A 19,694-nucleotide genomic window follows, 5' to 3' on the forward strand; every position below is an offset into this window, starting at 1 on the left:
TTCCGGCTAGTGAAATGACGAAAAGTAATTTGTCAATATATTCAAGAGCAGCATACCGAATGAAAACATATAAAGCCTGGCAAGCTGCTGCCCGGGCCTCTTCAGCATCGCCCGCTGGTAGACATAAATAATATACATGATTAAAGTGGCGAATGAGGAGAGTACTTTCCAATCGAAGAGCAGCGCAAGCCTCTCCTCCACGAGCAAGGAAGTGACGGCTATCGCAAGCGACATGGCCAGCATCGGCACGCCGATGATCACCGCACGGTCCCCATAGCGCTCAATGGTATCCAGACTGGGCAATCTCCGGACAAAATGAGTCCACCGCTTCCGTTTCAATTGATTGTGCAAAAACAAATACATGCCGGCGAATAAAGCCCCGATCGTCAGCGCCGCATAGGCGCAAAGCACAAGGCTGATATGTATGTACAGCAGCTCCCGCGTCGCTCTCCAAACGGCAAGCGACTGCCCGTCTCCATGATTGCTGTATAGATTTAACGCGAGTACGGCGAATCCGATCACGTTGACAAAAAAAACGATAAAATCAATTTTTATAAACCGGCTGATCATGAGCGAGATTGTAATCAGCAGCCAAGAGAAGCCTAACCAATATTCAAAAGGCGTTACCGCCGCCGATTGCAGGTGAGTTACCCCCCGGTACATGAGGTAGCCGGTTTGTAATACCCATACAAAAATAAGCAGCCCTGTTCCCATCCGTTTCGCTCTCCGACTCGCATTCATGAAGTCGGAGAAATAAAACAGAAGGCTCAGGGCGTAAATGTAAAGTATCGCATCATATAACCAGGTTTGCGTCTCCATAGTTCCTCCACATTGCGGCCCTCTATCTTGTAATAGGTGCTAATACCACCGAAGCTGCATGGGTTTGAACGTTTATCTTTTGGGCTGCAACGACAGTTTCTTCTGCCGCGTCAAGCTCGGCTTGGCGCGTCTTAGCGAGCTCATCCTCCAGCGCGAACAGCTTAACGAACATGTCCATTGCCTCGTCAGCCCGTTTCTCGCCGGCCATTTCTTTTATGCGCAAAATCGGATCCTGCATCATTTGGTTTACTATGCTTTTCGTTAACTTGCGAATGACCTTCAGCTCATGTTCTTCCAGGTCCGGCAACTTGTTCATCAGGCTGTTCATCGTTCCCTCATGAATATCGGCCGCTTTGGTCTGAAGCGCACGTATCAGAGGAACGACGCCTAACGTTTTGTACCATTGCTCGAACAGCTCGATCTCCTCACTGATCATGGCTTCGATCTTAGCGGCTTCCTGACGGCGATGCTCCAGATTAGTCTCCACGATACCCTCCAGATCATCAATATCGTACAAGAACACGTTCTCTACCGCAGCGATGGACGGATCCAAATCGCGGGGCACTGCAATATCGATCATGAACAGCGGCTTAGCCTTCCGGCGCTGCATCGCTTGCGCAACCTGCCGGCGCGTCATCACGTAGCCGTCCGAGCCGGTTGAACTGATAATAATATCGGCTTCATGCAGCTTCTCGGCCGCTTCCTCCATCGACCATGCGATTCCATTGAACTTATCGGCCAGATTCGCGGCCCGCTCGAAGGTCCGGTTCACGACGATTACCCGCTCCGCGCCGTTCGCGTACAGATGCTTCGCCGTCAGCTCGCCGGTCTCTCCCGCGCCGATAACCATAACCGTCTTTTTGTGAAACTGCCCGAAAATCCGTTTCCCCAGCTCTACTGCCGCATAGCTGACGGAAACCGCGGATTCGCCGATCGACGTTTCGGTATGCGCGCGTTTCGCCATCGTCAAAGCCTGCTTAAACAGCATGTTAAACAACGTACCGGTCGTCTTCTGCTGCTGGGCTAACAGAAAGGCGCTCTTCACTTGGCCGAGGATTTGCGTTTCGCCGATCACCATGGAATCCAGCCCGCTTGTTACGCGGAACAAATGGTCGATCGCCTCGCCGTCCTCATACATATATAAATGGTTCGTGAACTGCACTCTCGGCAGCTTGAACCACTTCTCCATAAAGCTTCGAATATAATGTCCGCACAGATGGTGCCTGTCAACAACTGCATAAATCTCCGTACGATTGCAGGTCGCTACGATGACACATTCCATGATGCTTTGTGTTTGTACGAGCTGTTTCAGCGCTTCCGGCAAATCCCGTTCCGCGAATGCAAATTGTTCTCTTACTTCTACGGGAGCCGTCCGATAATTCAGTCCTACTGCGATAATGTGCATGCGCGTCACCTGCCTCCTTCTATACTGTGTACAAACCGTCGATGTTATCGTTTAGTATATCACAGTTCGTCATTCAGATATTATTCATTTATGAATAATGTTTGAAAAATACAAACTCATTATTCCCTATTCTTACAAAGAAATAACCATGGATATGCTCCATGGTTATTTCTTATCCGTTCATTAATTTAACGCTCTTAGACGAGCTCGGTTTGTTTCACTTTTGGTTCTTCCACTTGCAATTCGCCCATACCGCGAACGAGCTTCTTCGCGTATGCTTGCTTCGGCTTTAATACAGCGAGCATGTAGTCAATCGCAAGCTGAGGATCAACAGTTTCACCGCAGGTATAACAGTCCAGCGCGGCAAAGCCTCTCTCAGGATACGTATGAATCGAGAGATGACTCTCCGACAGCAACACGAGCACGGTTGCTCCTTGAGGTTCGAATTGTTTCGCTTGAACTGACAATACAGTAGCACCACAAGCTTCAGCAGCTTCCACCATGTGTGATTGCAAAAATTCAGCGCTGTTCAGTAGATCGAAGTCTACACCCCAAGTATCAACAGCAACGTGTCTTCCGAAAGTTGAGTATTCCATCTTTCGGTTCCCCCTTCCTAGGAATAAAATGTTTGAAAAATTTCATCCGCTAGGACCTACGTCATTCACTTCTCGAGGGATTAATCTCTCGCAACATAACTATGTCCTGAGTGAATCCTGGTTCCTATTATCGTGTACAACAATGTTTTCAACGAGAATAAAAATAACATCTATCCGCAATAATTGCAACCCTTTTTTTTCATAAGACCGATTTGGCATCCCCTTGCCGAGGTCCGTTTTTAATGTATGTCAGCAAATCGTTATCTGCGACGGTAATGGGGTTATCCCGCCATATTATTTTTTGTGTCCTCCGGGCTGTATACGGAGATATGGTTTACCTTGCCGGTCGACTCCGGAATGATGAATTTCAGCTGATACCGCTTGTTAACCTCATAGGTATAAATATCATCGGAACCGTTTGCCGTCTTCTCATCGGCTTGGCCGAGCGCCGCTTCAATATCCTTCAAGGCAAGGCTCTGCAGCTCGCTAGCGTAAGATCTTACGTCAAAGACAATCATTCCTTTGTTGTATCCGAACGTGATCCCCTTCTTCTTATAGGCCGCATATAGGCCTTTACCCGCTGACTCATTGCTGTCCGGCTTGCCCCAATCCTGCTCGATTTCATCAAATAAAGCCGTATGGGCGGCATAATCGCTGCCCGGCACCTTGCCGCTCTTAGCCAGGCTCTCGATCGATCCGATCAGCTTGGCCGCCTCGGACATGCCGTTCGCATTCTCATCGCCGCTTGGCGTTGCGCTTGGTTCGTCCGTCGGTTGTTCCTTGGGTTGTTCGCCGGTATTATCGGTCTCCGTGCCGGGCAGTTCGCTTGGCGCCTCCGATACGGGAGGGGCTGCCTGTTCCAAATTCGCGTCTTCTCCGCTGCACGCGCTTAAAGATATGGCAAGCGCAAAGGTGATGCCGATTGCAAATGGTTTAAACTTTTTTGTCGGATTCATCCCGTTCACTCCTTACTGATGCTGTATGTCTTAGCAGGCTATATTAACCGCTCCATATTACAAACAGCCAGAAACAGCAATATGTTGCAGTATTCTCTTATGAAAAATATGAGAATGTACCTGTTACCATATAAAAAAAGGAAGCTGCGGCTGCAGCTTCCCTATTCATGAATCTCGATATTTTAAGCCTCCAGAATAAATAGCTTACGGGTTAATTGGGCTAAACGCTCATCAATTCTGCCGATTTCTTCGGCAACCCCGGTCTGGTTTCGGAGATCCAACAGCTCATTCACAGCGCTGTGGATCAAGTCGATCTCGCGTTCAATCAGTCTGCTGCGGAAAACTCTCTCCAACTGGGTACGCGTATCCTTGAACTCGAACACGACGCGGTCGCCCGATTTAGAGCTTTCGACGATTTTTTGGACAGAGCCGTTCTTATAATGATAGATCATCGTATAATGACTGTAAATTCGGTTGACGATCGCGCTTCCGCGGAAAGCAGATACCGCTTTGCGCATAGCATTGGTCAGCCTTGGTCCAACAAGACGGCAAGAAAGTACGCACACATAATAGTCTTTTTGACGTTCAAAGGTCAGTCGGACTTCTTCCCTCCCTGCCACGTCTTCGAGAACGAGCTCCTGATTTCCATTATCGAGCACCAGCACCTCAAGGCGCAGTTGCTGCTCTTCAAACAATCGGATAAACTCAGCCATCTCTTCATTCGTCAATTGCAGTTTGGCATTTACATACTCTGTGGCTAGCCGCTTAGCCATAAAAATCTCCTCAATTCTTTAAACTTGCATGCTATGGTCTTAAGTATATTATACTTGATCAGAGCATTTTATTCCTGCCTGCCAGCCCCGATATTTTCGCATATTCCACAAAAAAACGGAGGATTTCACGAGGAAGAGCGACTTTTACGCTGTATCCTCTGCTTTAGATAAGAACATGCTGCACATGCTCCCTCATGTAGTAATCGCTTCCGAAATAACATCCCAAAGCTGCTCTCGTCCCAAACCGGTTTCCGACGAAAATAATACGACAGAATCGCGAGGATCGGCTTCAAGCGTCGTTTTAATCATTTTGATATGCTTGTCCCATTTCGATCGCGGTATTTTATCCGCCTTCGTCGCCACGATGCAGGTCGGGATTTCATAATGCTTCAGCCATTGATACATTTGCTGGTCCAACTTCGACGGCTCATGCCGTATATCAATGACAAGAAGCTGAAGCTTAAGCGGCTCCCGATCGCGGATATATCGCTCAATCATTTCGCCGAATTGCTCCCTCTGCGTCTTCGACACTTTCGCATATCCGTATCCCGGAAAATCGACAAGATAAATGAGATCATTAACCCTGTAATAATTCAGCTGCTGGGTTTTGCCCGGCTGAGAGCTGGTTCTGGCTAAGTTTTTGCGTAAAATCAATTTATTGATCAATGATGATTTTCCGACATTCGAACGCCCTGCCAGAGCAATCTCTGGCAAGGCGTCGACAGGGTATTGATGGGGTTGAACTGCACTGATAACAAACTCTGCTTGAGTAATTTTCATAAAATCGGTGTACCTGCCTTCTCCTCCGTTTGAAGCGGAATGAGCGCATGCGAAAGCACTTCATCCATATGGCTAACAGGAATAAATTGCAAATCATTGCGCACGCTGTCGGGAATATCCCTCAAATCCCGTTCATTGTCCTTCGGCAACAGCACCTTACGAATGCCTGCGCGATGCGCGGCAAGCGATTTCTCCTTTAAGCCCCCGATCGGAAGCACGCGTCCCCGGAGCGTAATTTCACCGGTCATGGCTACTTCCTTGGATACGTAACGCCCGGTAAGCGCCGAGATTAGAGCTGTTGCTATCGTAATGCCTGCGGATGGCCCATCCTTCGGAATGGCACCTTCCGGAATATGAATATGGATATCGTTTTTCTCGTGGAAACTTGGATCGATACCGAGCTCAACCGCCTTGGAGCGCGTATAGCTGAACGCCGCCTGCGCGGATTCCTTCATGACGTCGCCAAGCTTGCCGGTCAACGTCAGCTTTCCGCCGCCCGGCATAACCGTAACCTCGATAACTAACGTATCTCCGCCAACCTCCGTCCAGGCAAGGCCGGTAACGGCCCCGATCTGATTCTCGCTTTCGGCAAGCCCGTACCTGAACTTCGAAGGTCCGAGCCATTCCTTCAGCAGCTCGCTCTGCACCTCGAGCGTCCCTGGGGTTTCCGTCTCCTCCTGCGATACGAAATACTTGGCCGCCTTCCGGCAAACGGCTGCGATTTGCTGCTCTAAATTACGCACTCCGGATTCACGCGTGTATTCCCGGATCAGCTGCAGCAGCACCTCTTCCGAGATCCTGAGCTGTTCCTCCGTTAACCCGTGCTCCTTCTTCTGCTTCGGCAGCAAATAACGCGTCCCGATCTGCAGCTTCTCCAGCTCGGTATAGCCCGGAATATACAGCACCTCCATCCGGTCAAGCAGCGGACGGGGGATGTTATGAAGCGCATTGGCCGTCGTCACGAACATAACATTCGATAAATCGAACGGCACCTCGACAAAATGGTCGCTAAACGTGCTGTTCTGCTCCGGATCAAGCACCTCCAGCAGCGCCGAAGCCGGGTCGCCGCGAAAATCCATGGCCATTTTGTCGATTTCATCGAGCAAAAATATCGGATTGGACGAACCTGCCGTCTTCATGCCCTGGATGATTCTGCCCGGCATCGCGCCAACGTAGGTGCGGCGGTGTCCGCGTATTTCGGCTTCATCCCGCACGCCGCCGAGCGAGATCCGCACAAATTTGCGTCCTAGCGATTTGGCGATAGAGCGCGCAAGCGACGTTTTACCGACGCCCGGAGGCCCAACCAGGCAAAGGATCGGACCTTTCAGCTTCTTGACGAGCTGCTGCACGGCCAAATACTCCAGCACGCGCTCCTTCGGCTTCTCGAGTCCGTAATGATCCTCGTTCAAAATCGCTTCCGCCTTGCTGATGCTCAGGTCATCCTCCGTCATCTTGTTCCACGGCAGTGACAGCAGCCAATCGATGTAATTCCGAATGACGCCGCCTTCCGCCGACGTAGAAGGCATTTTCTCGAGACGGTCGATTTCCTTTTCGATCTTCTCCTTCACCTGTTCCGGAACGCCCGAATCGGACAGCTGGCCCCGCAGCTCTTCCACTTCTCCGGCCCGGCCTTCCTTCTCGCCAAGTTCCTTCTGGATCGCCTTCATCTGCTCCCGCAAATAATATTCCTTCTGCGTCTTCTCCATCTGCTTCTTGACCCGCTGGTTGATCTTGCGTTCAAGCTCGAGCACTTCCCGCTCGTTGTTCAAAATATCAAGCAGTTTCTCCAGACGTTTCCCCACATCGATAGTCTCGAGAATTTCCTGCTTATCTTTAATTTTGAGAGACAGATGGCTTGTGATGACGTCGGCGAGCCGGCCGGGTTCTTCAATATCCGATACCGCAGCAAGCGTCTCCGGCGTAACCTTCTTGGATAAGGAAATGTAATGCTCGAATTGATTCAGGACGGAGCGCATCAGCGCATCCACCTCCGGATCATCCGTCTCCAGCTCAGGAAGTTCCTTCACCGACACCTCATAAAATTCATCATTCGGCAAATAATCCACAATCTCTGCGCGAACGACACCTTCCACTAACACCCGGATCGTACCGTTCGGAAGCTTGAGCATCTGCCTAACTTTTGCAATGGTACCGACCTTATATATATCCTCCTGCGTCGGCTCCTCGATGTTCACCTCTGATTGTGAACAAAGCAATATCATATGATCTTCGACCATCGAGCGCTCCAGCGCCTGCACCGATTTGTCCCTACCCACATCAAGGTGGAGCACCATGCTGGGATAAACGAGTAGCCCTCTCAGCGGAAGCAGGGGCAGCCGACGACCCTTCGATTTACCAGGTCCCACACCAGCACCTCCAAATGTTAACGTCTATCCCATTTTATCATTCTACGGAATCAGCCTGCAAATAGGTAACGCTCGGCGTGACAAATATCTCATTGCCGACCGGCGCCTCCACCTGATCCGGCAGCACCCCGGCAGCCGGAAATACGTGTCTGAACACCTCTTCTACCCGTTCTACGGGGATGACTTGAAGACCTTCCAGATCGGCGAATATGGCCTGCCAGTTCTCTCGCGGAATGATGACCTGCTTGGCTCCGGCCTGGAATGCCGCTTCGACTTTAGCCAGAACGCCGCCAACCGGCTTCACGTTGCCGTGAATGCCCACTTCGCCCGTCATAGCCAGCTTATTATCGATCGGCAGCCCTTTAATGGCCGACGTAATTGCCGTTGCCATCGCAATGCCCGCGGAAGGACCGTCGATCGGCGTCCCGCCGGGAAAATTAATGTGCAAATCGAAATCCTGCGGATTGAGGCCGACACGGCGAAGCACCGTAAGCACGTTTTCAACGGAACCTTTGGCCATGCTTTTGCGCCTGAGCGTCCTGGAGCCTCCGCCCAGCTCTTCTTCGTCGACAACGCCGGTGATCGTAAATTGCCCCTGCCCTGCAGCCGCCGGAATGGCGCTCACCTCGATTTCAAGCAGCGTCCCCATATTAGGTCCATAAACGGCAAGGCCGTTCACAAAGCCGATCTGAGGAGCCTCAGGCACCTTACGGTCCGGACGAGGCGGAATTTGGCTGCTGTTGACGACCCACTCAATATCGGCTGCGGTAATCCGTTCCCGTTTCTCCGACAAAGCTACCCCGGCGGCCAACTGAATAACATTAACCGCTTCACGGCCGTTCGTCGCATACTTCTTCACGACGTCAATCGCTTCGGGACAAGGTGCAAAGCCGATCTTTTTAACCGCATTTTCCGCGACCAAGCCGATCTCGCCGGCAAGCAGCGGACGGAAGAACACTTCCATGCAGCGGGAACGGATTGCCGGCGGAATTTCTTGCGGCGAACGCGTCGTAGCGCCGACAAGGCGGAAATCCGCGGGCAGGCCGTTTTGAAAAATATCGTGAATATAAACCGGAATGTTCGCATCCTCCGAATTGTAATAAGCACTCTCCAAAAAAACCTTGCGGTCTTCGAGTACTTTTAACAATTTATTCATTTGCACCGGATGCAATTCACCAATTTCATCGATAAATAAAATACCGCCATGCGCTTTCGTAACGGCGCCCGGCTTCGGCTGCGGAATTCCGGCGACGCCCATCGCGCCGGCGCCTTGATATATCGGATCGTGAACCGAGCCGATCAATGGATCCGCGATGCCCCGTTCATCGAATCGGGCCGTGGTTGCGTCGATCTCCGTAAATTTCGCTTCCGGCAAAAAGGGCGAGGACGGGTTTTTCTTCGCCTCCTCCAGCACGACCCGCGCGGCAGCCGTCTTCCCTACTCCCGGCGGCCCATATATGATAACGTGCTGCGGGTTTGCGCTGCAAAGCGCAGCCTTCAAAGCACGCAGCCCGTCGCGCTGGCCGACGATATCCTGCATCGCCTGCGGTCTCGTCTTCTCCGCCAGCGGCTTTGTGAGCGATACCGACCGCAGCTTGCGCAGCTTATCCATCTCTTTGCGCGATTCCCGGTCCACCGCAGAGCGGTTCGTCTTCTGGTTGCGTAGCAAATTCCAAAAGTAAAGGCCAATCACGACAGCAAAAAACACTTGAATCAACATTAATACAACACTCAAACTCATACCTATCCACTCCTCTCGGGGCACAGTCTACATAATTGGTAGTATTACCCCTTGGAAGAGGGAATAACCGCATCCGCGATTATTTTCCGCAGGCACGTTTATTCGGGCAGAAATCCCGCGTAGGCCAGCCACCTGCCGATGGGGTCTAAGAGCCCCTCCACCAGCGTCACCGGCGTCACCGGCTGCCAATCGAATTTCGAAGAGCCGACCAAATAGGCGGACCACAGAATCATGGCCGCAAACATCCCGTACTCGCGGTTATGTCCCCGCCTGGCCATCAGCTTGAAGCCTGACCATAGCATCAATAACAACAGAGCCGCTCCGATGACCGTCGGCATGTCCAACTATATCCGCTCCTTTCTTACCACATAAGAATTATAAGTTTCCGATGATATCGGAATTTTAAATTCATATTGGCTATAAAACCTTCCTCTAACCGCGGTCGCTCATCCTCAATAGGCCTTGTTAGAGGTTTTCTCATTTTTTCCCTTCCATCAGCCGTTCAACTTGAATCGGCTCTTTGCTTAAGCCGACGTTCGACAGCGTGACGTTGGCCGTGACCTCGATTTGAATATCCGCAAACACGCTGTCCCAGTCCTTCTCCCATTTGTGCCATTGCCTGCGGTATTTGCGGTGGGCCATGTCGGCGAACCCGACGGCATCGGTCTTCAGCCTTTGCACCGCCCTCCAGCCGGATTCCGCGTACGTTACGATCTCTTTCTCGGCCGCCTTCTCTAGCTCCGCGATCGTTTCCGGGTTGTTCAGATCCTTTGCGCCGCAATCCGTCTGCGTGAGCGAGCCGCTTGATTTAATCTGCACCTTCACGGACAATTTGCCGTCCTGTAAGGATGGTTTTAGCTTCGTCGTCGAGCTTCCTAGGAAGATGGAAGCACGTTTGGAGGGATCATTCGGACAAGCCGGGGCAATAAACGATTTGTCCACCGTATTTCTGATAAAGGCGACGCCCAAGCCTTCTTGCCGGGACAACCAGCCGACCATTTTATCTTTTTTGATGACGGCGATCCGGCCGAGCCTGATTTTCGACGGCAGCGTCGTTTTCTCGAAAACCTTGAGTGAATCCGTCTCCGTTTTCCCGGATAGATACACCTCCGGCAGCAGCGTGCTGGCCGAATCGCTGGATAAGCTCATCGCCAGTTCATACATTTTCACTTCCGGCAGCGCCGACAAATATTTTTCTTCCCTGTTGTTGATCTCCCGGATGCCGTTGCCGGGTATTCGTTCGATCTGCATCAATTGTTCCAAAACATTGCGGGAGTTTCCCCGCGAGATCAGCACGTCGACCGTTTCCCTCGCATCCGGATTCCGCAAATACACATCGAGAATTGGGTTTAACCCTCGCCTTGCCGTTTCTTCGCTAATGACGATGACGCGGTTGTGGGCAAAATACAGCTTGCGGGGGCTTTCCAAATAGCTGCGTGAGTTGGCTTCCCTGATCGTTTTGCCTTTGGTTGAATAGACGATGACCGGCGAGGAGCCGGAGCCTGCGCCCATAATGCCGATGCCCGACGAGATCGTGGAAGGGATGACGACCTGGAAGGTAACGACCCAATCCTCGCCGTCCCTGTCGATCGATGTCGCCGACGTAATCGCCAGCTCGTTCAATTCGATGCGGTCCCAGCAACCGGTCAGCATAAACAGGCATAAGGCCATAACGGCAACGGATCGGGCAGTGCGCTTGGCCGTCATGAGACCGCCTCCTCCGCATTAGACTTGCGTTTCGTTAAGAGCAGGCCAATCCAGATTAAGAAAAAGAGGGCATAATTGTTTATGATTTTGTATACGGTTAGCGATTTGAAAACAAATTCGTTCACGGCTCCGTTCCTTGGCCACGAATAGAGCGCTATCGCGGTAACGAGAAGGCAGGTGGCGACATATAGACCGTTATGGGACCGCAATCGGAAGGAATAGAGAACCATCTGATTGAAGCAGAACAAAAAAACCGAGACTTTTGTAAACATCGAAGCCATCCACGCCATGATCAAGATGAAGTCGATCCGTTCGACGAATTCCCCGATTTGGACGGTTCCGAGCGCGGCAAAAACCGGGTAGGTCAGCGAAGGGACCAGTTTGGCCCCTAGTACGGCCAGGGTGATCGCGATGATGAGGCAGTAGAATACCGTGGCCATCATAGCCCCCCATATCGCCGCTTTGCCGCCGTACGCGGAAGCCTTCATGTAGGGCATGAGCAGCAGAACGACGGTTATATCGGTCAGCCAGCCGACCGGAGGCACAGATGCGGTCAATTGCTCCAAAGGCGTCGTTTCAAAAACGGGCAAAAAATGGTTCCAATCGTATTGGCCCCAAAGTAAAAAGATGTTCATGCCCAAAAACAGTATGGAGACAAACAAGACAAAAAAAGAAACGCGTCCCATCACCTCGACCCCTTGGGCGAATATGTAAACGGCAACGAACGTGATGAGCAGCGCGATGACGGCCAGAGGCGTCGTCATGATAAATTGCTCGGAAATAAAATTCGCGAACTGTCTGACGACAGATGCCGAGCTTATCAAATAGTAGGCGCTGAAGATGAGGGCGATTCCTGTCGCAGCAGCCTTTCCGAAGCTGCTCTCCAAACATTCCATCAATGGCTTGCCGTTATTTCGGCGGCAAATGCCGCTTATAATATAGATGAGCGGAAGGATGAAGAGAAACGAAAGCAGCGGCGAAAACCAACCGTCCTGCTTCACCATCAGGATCACTTGGTTTGGAATAACCATAATCGCGCTAGGGGTAACGGCATTCACGATAATCGCCGTTGCCTGGAGGACCGAAATTCGCTGATTCATCGATCTCGCTTCCCTTCTTGGCTGTTATTTCCCTGATTTTCAGCACTTTGCTTGCCGCTTCCTTGTCTCGTAGTCGGCTCCCCCCCGTACATGGAAGGCCGTTTCTTCATCGCCCACCAAGGGACGCGGACGAACACGTCCTTCAAATTGCCCGGCACGAGCGGTGATAAAGGCGTAAGATAAGATACGCCGAACGATCGGAGACCGGACATATGCGCCAAAATGATCATAAGTCCGGCCATTATTCCGAATAGCCCGAAGGTACCCGCCAAAAACATCATGGCAAAGCGGATAAGCCTGGCCGCACTTCCCATATTGACCGACGGGATAACAAAGCTGGCGATGGCGGTGAACGACACGACGATAACCATGGCCGCCGATACAAGACCAGCCTGGACCGCGGATTGCCCGAGCACCAGGGCACCGACGATCGAAATCGCCGAACCGATGATGCGGGGCATTCTGACGCCGGCTTCCCTCAAAATTTCAAAGGTCAGCTCCATGAGCATCGCTTCGATCAAAGCAGGAAAAGGAACGCCTTCGCGCTGCGCTGCGAGACTGATTAACAGGGAAGTCGGCAGCATTTCCTGATGGAACGTCGTAATGGCGATATAAAGTGACGGTAGCAGCATGGATATGAGGAAAGAGCTCAACCGAATAAGCCTTAGAAAGGACGCAATATCGTACCGTTGGTAATAATCCTCGCTGGACTGAAAAAACTTGATGAACGTGACGGGAGCGAGCAGCACGAACGGCGTTCCGTCCACGATAATCGCAAACTGTCCCTCAAGCAGGCCGGCCGCGACCGCATCGGGCCTCTCCGTGTTCTGGAAGAGCGGGAACGGCGTAAATGTTTTGTCTTGAATAAATTCCTCGATATAGCCGCTCTCGAGAATGCTGTCCGTATCGATCAGGTCCAATCGCCGGTTGACCTCCTGAATCGTCTTCTCTTCGGCGATTCCCCTTATGTATACCACGACGACCGTCGTTTGCGTCCGCTTGCCGATCCGCTTGTATTCCATGCGCAAATCCGCCGATTTGATCTTGGCGCGGATAAGCGCCGTATTCGTGCGTACGCTTTCGGTAAAACCTTCCTTCGGCCCGCGGACGACGGTCTGCGAGCTGGGCTCTTCGACTCCCCGCTTCTCGCTGCCGCCCGTATCAGCGGCGATCACCGTCGCGAACCCGTCCAGCAAAATAACGGAGCAGCCCTCCAGAATCGCCAGCAGCACATGATCCAAGCTGTTAAGCTGCCGAATGGCTCCTACGGTTATCGAACGCAGCATTAAGGCTTGCAACGGCTCTTCCTCATACTCGTCCGCGACCGGCTTTAAGCCCTCATCCAGCATGCTCATCATTAGCGTATTGATTGACGCGTCATTCGAAATATCCGAAATATAGACTAAGGCCGCACGCTTGTTCCGCAGCACTTGAAACCGCCTGATCACGATGTCCGGCTCCGTGCCAAGCTCCCCGGAAAGCCATTTTATATTCGCATCCAAATCGTTGGACAAAGCCTTCACAGCATCAGAGCCGGATTCGTTTCCGCTCTTTGGGGATTCGCTCACTCCGCATGCTCCTTTGCAGCCAGTCTGTTCTTAAAGGCGACGATCATGACCAACATAATCGGAAATACTATTTGAAACAGCGGAAAATGGTACTTCAAGTTATAGCGAAATCCGAACCAAATATGCTCCATGTAATTCCTAAACAAGAAGGAGCCTCCGAAAATGATGCCTCCCGCAAGCAGGATCGCCGTTTTATTAGAAAGCTTCATCAAGTACCGTATTCCGAGCACGGCGCCTAAATAGTAGGATGTCAGCTTGAACATGACGCCCGTGAACAGGAGAAGCGCTACAAGCGGGTCGATCCGCTCCAGTACTCTGGCCGCTTCGATGGAACTTGTAAGCTGCATGAGCGGAACACTTACAACAGGCGCCAGCTTGCCCATTCCCGCTACGATAAGCAGATTCGTGAGCGTAATGAAGAGTCCGGAAATCAGGTAGCATTTCACAGCGATCGCCGTAACCGCGTTCCGGTTGTCGGCATATTTCCAAAACATGAGGAACAACACGAGCTCGCCGAACGGAAACGACACCGTCTCGGGAAAAGCCGCGTCCCATACCGGTTTAATCCCTTCATCCAATACGGGCATGATATTTTCAAGGTTGAGCAGGCCGGTACCGGCCATAAGCAGAAACAATAAGGCATAAATGACGATGACGATCGGAATCGTAAATTCCGCCATCCGGAAAAAAACGGCCACGCCGCCGAGAATCGATAATCCCGCCGTTACGCAAATCAGAAGCATAACCGCGGCCAGCGGCGTTTGCGGAAGCAGGTAAATGAGGCTCAAATCACCGAATTCCCGTACGTTTCGTATCGATTTATAGCAAAAATACAGAACGTAGCAGACGGAGACGAGATAGCCCGCAGGTTTACCCAAATACTTCATTATGATTTCGAATAAATGCATGTCCGGTTCGTATCGGTATAAAACGAGATTGACTCCCCATAACAACGCAAGCCCGCACAGCATTCCGATAAAAACAGACAGCCATGCATCTTTGCCCGCTTCGCTAGCCAGCAAAAACAAAGGGGAGCTGCCGATCAAAAACAATACGATCATCGATCCAAGCTGATTAAGGCTGATCCGCTCCATCATCCTCCCACCTTCTCGTCCCTGCGCTAGGTATCCGTTATCTTCCCCCCGAAGGTGGGAATTTATGCATCTTTTACCGTGAATTAGCGGACATGATGACAAAAAAAAGAGACTTGTTCTCGTCCAATGGACGCAACAAGTCTCTTTATCTAAATGGATATTACGCCGGAGCATGATGCTTACGCCCGGGGATCTCTCCCGTTTCTTCAAAAACACGCACAATTTCGTCGATTTCCTTCTTGAGCTCATTCAGAAGCTCCGCTTCGGGTACCTTACGGATCATTTCCCCGTAACGGAACAGCATGCCTTCACCCCGTGCGCCGGCAATGCCGATGTCGGCCTCCCGCGCTTCGCCGGGACCGTTCACCGCGCAGCCGAGAACCGAAACCTTTATCGGCACTTTGATTTTCGAAATATAATCCTCTACTTCATTAGCGATGGAGAACAGATCGATATCGAGACGGCCGCAGGTCGGACAGGACACAAGCGTCGCCGCGTTCGTGATCAGTCCGAACGTCTTCAGCAGCTCGCGCGCTACCTTCACCTCTTCAACCGGATCAGCGCTAAGGCTGATCCGCACCGTATTGCCGATTCCCATCGCTAGAAGAGCGCCGATACCAGCCGAGCTTTTGATCGTACCCGTATGCAGCGTACCTGCTTCCGTAATGCCAAGATGCAGCGGATATTTGATTTTCTCCGCTGCCATACTGTAAGCGGCAATGGCCATCGGCACATCCGACGCTTTAAGCGACACGATAATATCGTGGAAATCAAGATCCTCCAGTATGCCGATATGGAACAATGCGCTCTCCACCATAGCCTCGGGTGTCGGATAGCCGTACTTCTCCAGCAGATGATTTTCAAGCGAGCCCGCGTTTACGCCAATTCGGATCGGAATGCCCTTATCCTTGCAGGCGTTAACGACCGCTTCAACCTTCTCGCGGCGTCCGATGTTGCCCGGGTTAATCCGCACTTTGTCTACGCCGTTCTCAATGGCCATGAGAGCCAGACGGTAATCAAAATGGATATCGGCAACAAGAGGAATGTGAATGCGCTTCTTGATTTCTTTAATCGCTTCTGCCGCTTCCTTGTTGTTGACGGTGACGCGCACGACTTGGCAGCCCGCTTCCTCGAGACGCAAAATTTCTGCAACCGTCGCTTCCACATCTGCCGTCTTGGTCGTGCACATGCTCTGAATGATCACTTCATTGCTGCCGCCAATCGTTAGATCGCCGACTTTAACCGCTACCGTATCTTGACGCAAGTACATAAGCTTATCTCTCCCATGAACGCCAAAATTCCACCCTTGACGAGCGGTTAAAAAAACCGCTCGGCCGGGTGGAGATAATGACGGTAATAGCTGATCCATACGACGAAAGTTAGGCGCTCTCTTCCTTCTTCTTGCCTTTCTTGGCGGCAAGCTCAGGCATGATTTTGTCCTTTACGGATTGCTCCGTAATAAGACAAGTGCTTACATCGTCACGCGACGGCACCTCATACATGACCTCAAGCATAATGCCCTCGATAATGGCCCGCAATCCGCGTGCGCCCGTGTTGCGCTTGATCGCTTCCTTCGCAATCGCATCAAGTGCGGCCGGCTCGAAGTCAAGCTTCACATTGTCCATTTCAAGCAGCTTCTGATATTGCTTCACAAGCGCATTCTTCGGTTCGGACAAAATCCGGACAAGCGCCGGCTCATCCAGCGGCTCCAAAGTCGATATAACCGGCAGACGGCCTACAAACTCCGGAATTAGGCCGAATTTCAGCAGATCCTCAGGCAGGACCATCGTCAAATATTCGCCGGCTTTCAAGTCTTTCTGCGCTTCGCCCGTGGAATTAAAGCCGATGACCTTCTTGCCGATCCGGCGTTTGATAAGCGATTCGAGACCGTCGAACGCGCCGCCGCAGATGAACAAAATGTTCGTCGTATCGATTTGGATAAATTCCTGATGCGGATGCTTGCGGCCGCCCTGCGGCGGAACGGAAGCAACCGTGCCTTCTAAAATTTTGAGCAGCGCTTGCTGAACGCCTTCGCCCGATACATCGCGCGTAATCGACGGATTCTCGGACTTGCGCGCTACTTTATCGATTTCATCGATATAAATAATGCCGCGCTCCGCTTTCTCTACGTCATAATCGGCAGCCTGGATAAGCTTGAGCAGGATGTTCTCGACGTCCTCGCCTACATAACCCGCCTCCGTCAACGAAGTGGCATCGGCAATTGCAAACGGCACGTTTAATATTTTAGCCATGGTCTGCGCGAGCAGCGTCTTGCCGGAGCCCGTCGGGCCAAGAAGCAGAATGTTGCTCTTCTGCAGTTCCACGTCTTCGATCTTGCTGCCGGAATTAATCCGTTTGTAGTGGTTGTATACCGCCACGGACAACGATTTCTTCGCAAACTCCTGACCGATGACGTAGGAGTCCAGAATTGCTCGAATATCCTTCGGTTTCGGAATATCCTTCAGATCGAGCTCTTCTTCGTTCCCGAGCTCCTCCTCGACGATTTCCGTGCATAGCTCGATACACTCATCACATATATAGACGCCGGGACCGGCAACTAGTTTACGGACTTGGTCTTGCGATTTTCCGCAAAACGAGCATTTCAACTGGCCTTTTTCGTCGTTGAATTTAAACATGTTATCACCCCTTCGATTAAATCGTCGATACCGGTGTTGTAATTACCTTGTCAATCAGACCGTATGCCAGAGCCTCTTCCGCGCTCATAAAATAGTCACGGTCGGTATCACGGTCGATTTTATCATAAGGCTGTCCGGTGCGCTCTACGTAAATTTGATTCAGCTTCTGCTTCGTCTTCAAGATCCAATCCGCATGAATCTTAATGTCCGTCGCTTGACCACGCACGCCGCCGAGCGGCTGGTGAATCATAACCTCTGCATTCGGAAGCGCGAAGCGCTTGCCCTTGGCACCCGCCGTAAGCAGCAGAGAGCCCATGCTTGCCGCCATGCCCATACAAATGGTGGACACGTCGGGCTTTATAAATTGCATCGTATCAAATATCCCCATCCCCGCAGTTACGGAGCCGCCGGGCGAGTTAATGTACAGATGGATGTCTTTCTCCGGATCGTCGGCCGCCAGAAACAGCAGCTGTGCAATGATAGAGTTTGCTACATCGTCATCAATTGCGCTCCCCAGAAAGATAATGCGGTCCTTCAGCAAACGGGAGTAAATATCGTAAGAACGTTCCCCACGGTTTGTTTGTTCGACTACGATCGGTACCAGATTCATGCGACCAACCTCTTTTCGTTTTATGACTTTGGTTACTTACTTATTGTAACACGTCATCGTAATGATGTCATTTTTCCAATAGTACATTATACGATAACGGTCTTGCGATATGTACGGAGATTAGCCCCCGGGCCGAGCACATTTTCCTATGTAGTGTCAAAATAAGGCACGTATCTATGACGTGCCTTATCCTGGGTAAAACGTCTATTTAATTATCGTGATGTGCGTAATTAAACCTCTTTGCTGTTTTCAAGCAGGAACGTGATCGTTTTGCGAAGCGTGATATCTTCCTGCAGGTTAGTCAAGTTGCCGTTATTCTCGAAAATTTCACGAAGCTCTTCGGCAGGGCGGTTATACGAAGCGGACAGCCGCTCAAGCTCGGAAGACAAATCCTCTTCCGTAACTTCAATGCCTTCTGCCTTAGCAATCGCTTCAAGAACAAGATTATTCAGTACGCGTTTCTCGGCATCGGCGCGCATTTGCTCGCGAAGCACGGCCTCGCTCTGACCGGAGAACTGGTAATAAAGCTCCATGTTCATTCCTTGCATGCGAAGGCGGTTCTCAAAATCCTTAATCAGGTAGTCCGTCTCAGTGACGACCATCGGCTCAGGAATTTCAACTTCTGCCGCTGCTGCAGCTTTGTCAACGATCGCGTTAGCGCGAGTTTGCTCGTTTTCTTTCTCCTTGCGCTCTTTCATCTTGGCAATAAGATCTTGCTTGTACTCTTCAAGCGTATCGAATTCGCTGACATCCTTCGCGAACTCATCGTCTAGAGCCGGCAGGCTCTTGCGCTTGATTTCATGCAATTTCACTTTGAACACGACCGGTTTGCCGGCCAGGTGCTGCGCATGGTAGTCCTCCGGGAACGTTACTTCGATGTCTTTGAAGTCGCCGATTTGCATGCCGACGACTTGATCCTCGAAGCCGGGAATAAACGATTTCGATCCGAGCTCGAGCGAGTAACGCTCGCCTTGTCCGCCTTCAAAAATCTCGCCGTCAATGAAACCGTCGAAGTCAATTACGGTAATGTCGCCGTCCTGGGCAGCACCTTCTTCAATAACCGTCAACTCCGCGTGACGCTGCTGCAGACGCTCCAGTTCAGCCGCTACTTCCTCTTCCGATACGCCAGCCGAAACGGCTTCCATTTCAAGACCTTTGTATTCGCCAAGTTTTACTTCAGGCTTAACGATTACTTTTGCTTTGAACTTGAAGGCTTGGCCTTTGCCGAATTGCTCAACGTCAATCTCAGGACGGTCAACCGGCTCTACGCTTGTTTCTTTCACCGCTTCGGAGTATGCATCCGGCAGCAAAATATCAATCGCGTCCTGATACAGGCTTTCAATCCCGAAACGGGATTCGAAGATGCCGCGCGGCACTTTACCTTTGCGGAATCCGGGTACGTTTACCTTCTGAACGACTTTCTTAAATGCTTGATCAAGAGCATCAGAGACTTTCTCCGCGCCTACCTCCACGTCGATTGAAACGATGTTCTTGTCTATTTTTTCCCAAGTTGCTTTCATTTTATGCCTTCCCCTCCGAAAAT

Annotated in this window: 17 protein-coding genes; all 17 read right to left on the reverse strand. The window is 51.3% G+C overall.

Features of this window, described 5'->3' with window-relative positions; all coding sequences use genetic code 11:
- Window positions 1–6: 6 nt before the first annotated feature.
- Window positions 7–819: a cytochrome C assembly family protein gene (locus H581_RS0121705; protein WP_028611839.1), complete on the reverse strand. Its 813-nt coding sequence runs from the start codon at window positions 817–819 to the stop codon at window positions 7–9.
- A 22-nt stretch (window positions 820–841) separates the two neighbouring features.
- On the reverse strand, window positions 842–2,224 hold the full coding sequence (hemA, locus tag H581_RS0121710; RefSeq protein ID WP_028611840.1) for a glutamyl-tRNA reductase: 1,383 nt from the start codon (window positions 2,222–2,224) through the stop codon (window positions 842–844).
- Between the two features lie 197 nt (window positions 2,225–2,421).
- A complete protein-coding gene (gene speD / locus H581_RS0121715) occupies window positions 2,422–2,820 on the reverse strand; it encodes an adenosylmethionine decarboxylase (protein WP_028611841.1) in 399 nt (132 codons plus the stop codon).
- 281 nt (window positions 2,821–3,101) lie between these two features.
- On the reverse strand, window positions 3,102–3,776 hold the full coding sequence (locus H581_RS0121720) for a YjgB family protein (RefSeq protein WP_028611842.1): 675 nt from the start codon (window positions 3,774–3,776) through the stop codon (window positions 3,102–3,104).
- A gap of 182 nt (window positions 3,777–3,958) precedes the next feature.
- Window positions 3,959–4,549 (reverse strand): hypothetical protein, encoded by a 591-nt coding sequence (locus H581_RS0121725; RefSeq protein ID WP_028611843.1) that lies wholly within the window; start codon window positions 4,547–4,549, stop codon window positions 3,959–3,961.
- Between the two features lie 192 nt (window positions 4,550–4,741).
- Window positions 4,742–5,329, reverse strand: coding sequence for a ribosome biogenesis GTP-binding protein YihA/YsxC (yihA, locus tag H581_RS0121730; RefSeq protein WP_028611844.1), 588 nt, complete (start codon window positions 5,327–5,329; stop codon window positions 4,742–4,744).
- Window positions 5,326–7,695, reverse strand: coding sequence for an endopeptidase La (gene lon / locus H581_RS0121735; RefSeq protein ID WP_028611845.1), 2,370 nt, complete (start codon window positions 7,693–7,695; stop codon window positions 5,326–5,328). Before lon ends, yihA begins: the two co-directional genes overlap by 4 nt.
- A gap of 37 nt (window positions 7,696–7,732) precedes the next feature.
- Window positions 7,733–9,436 (reverse strand): ATP-dependent protease LonB, encoded by a 1,704-nt coding sequence (gene lonB / locus H581_RS0121740; protein ID WP_028611846.1) that lies wholly within the window; start codon window positions 9,434–9,436, stop codon window positions 7,733–7,735.
- Between the two features lie 98 nt (window positions 9,437–9,534).
- Window positions 9,535–9,780: a hypothetical protein gene (locus H581_RS0121745; protein WP_028611847.1), complete on the reverse strand. Its 246-nt coding sequence runs from the start codon at window positions 9,778–9,780 to the stop codon at window positions 9,535–9,537.
- Window positions 9,781–9,913: 133 nt separating this feature from the next.
- Entirely contained in the window at window positions 9,914–11,143 is a 1,230-nt protein-coding gene (locus H581_RS34990; RefSeq protein ID WP_051251192.1) for a Ger(x)C family spore germination protein, read from the reverse strand.
- A complete protein-coding gene (locus tag H581_RS0121755) occupies window positions 11,140–12,243 on the reverse strand; it encodes a GerAB/ArcD/ProY family transporter (protein WP_028611848.1) in 1,104 nt (367 codons plus the stop codon). Before H581_RS0121755 ends, H581_RS34990 begins: the two co-directional genes overlap by 4 nt.
- Window positions 12,240–13,811, reverse strand: a complete 1,572-nt coding sequence (locus tag H581_RS34995) for a spore germination protein (RefSeq protein ID WP_051251194.1) — start codon at window positions 13,809–13,811, stop codon at window positions 12,240–12,242. Before H581_RS34995 ends, H581_RS0121755 begins: the two co-directional genes overlap by 4 nt.
- Window positions 13,808–14,908 carry a GerAB/ArcD/ProY family transporter gene (locus H581_RS0121765; protein ID WP_051251196.1) on the reverse strand — a complete coding sequence of 367 codons (1,101 nt, stop codon included), beginning with the start codon at window positions 14,906–14,908 and terminating at the stop codon, window positions 13,808–13,810. Before H581_RS0121765 ends, H581_RS34995 begins: the two co-directional genes overlap by 4 nt.
- Window positions 14,909–15,065: 157 nt before the next feature.
- Window positions 15,066–16,175, reverse strand: coding sequence for a flavodoxin-dependent (E)-4-hydroxy-3-methylbut-2-enyl-diphosphate synthase (ispG, locus tag H581_RS0121770; protein ID WP_028611850.1), 1,110 nt, complete (start codon window positions 16,173–16,175; stop codon window positions 15,066–15,068).
- Window positions 16,176–16,284: 109 nt separating this feature from the next.
- Window positions 16,285–17,541 carry an ATP-dependent protease ATP-binding subunit ClpX gene (gene clpX / locus H581_RS0121775; protein WP_028611851.1) on the reverse strand — a complete coding sequence of 419 codons (1,257 nt, stop codon included), beginning with the start codon at window positions 17,539–17,541 and terminating at the stop codon, window positions 16,285–16,287.
- Window positions 17,542–17,557: 16 nt separating this feature from the next.
- A complete protein-coding gene (gene clpP, locus H581_RS0121780) occupies window positions 17,558–18,151 on the reverse strand; it encodes an ATP-dependent Clp endopeptidase proteolytic subunit ClpP (RefSeq protein ID WP_028611852.1) in 594 nt (197 codons plus the stop codon).
- Window positions 18,152–18,381: 230 nt separating this feature from the next.
- A complete protein-coding gene (gene tig, locus H581_RS0121785; RefSeq protein WP_028611853.1) occupies window positions 18,382–19,671 on the reverse strand; it encodes a trigger factor in 1,290 nt (429 codons plus the stop codon).
- Window positions 19,672–19,694: the final 23 nt, after the last annotated feature.

The organism is Paenibacillus harenae DSM 16969 (assembly GCF_000422465.1).
GTDB lineage: Bacteria > Bacillota > Bacilli > Paenibacillales > Paenibacillaceae > Pristimantibacillus > Pristimantibacillus harenae.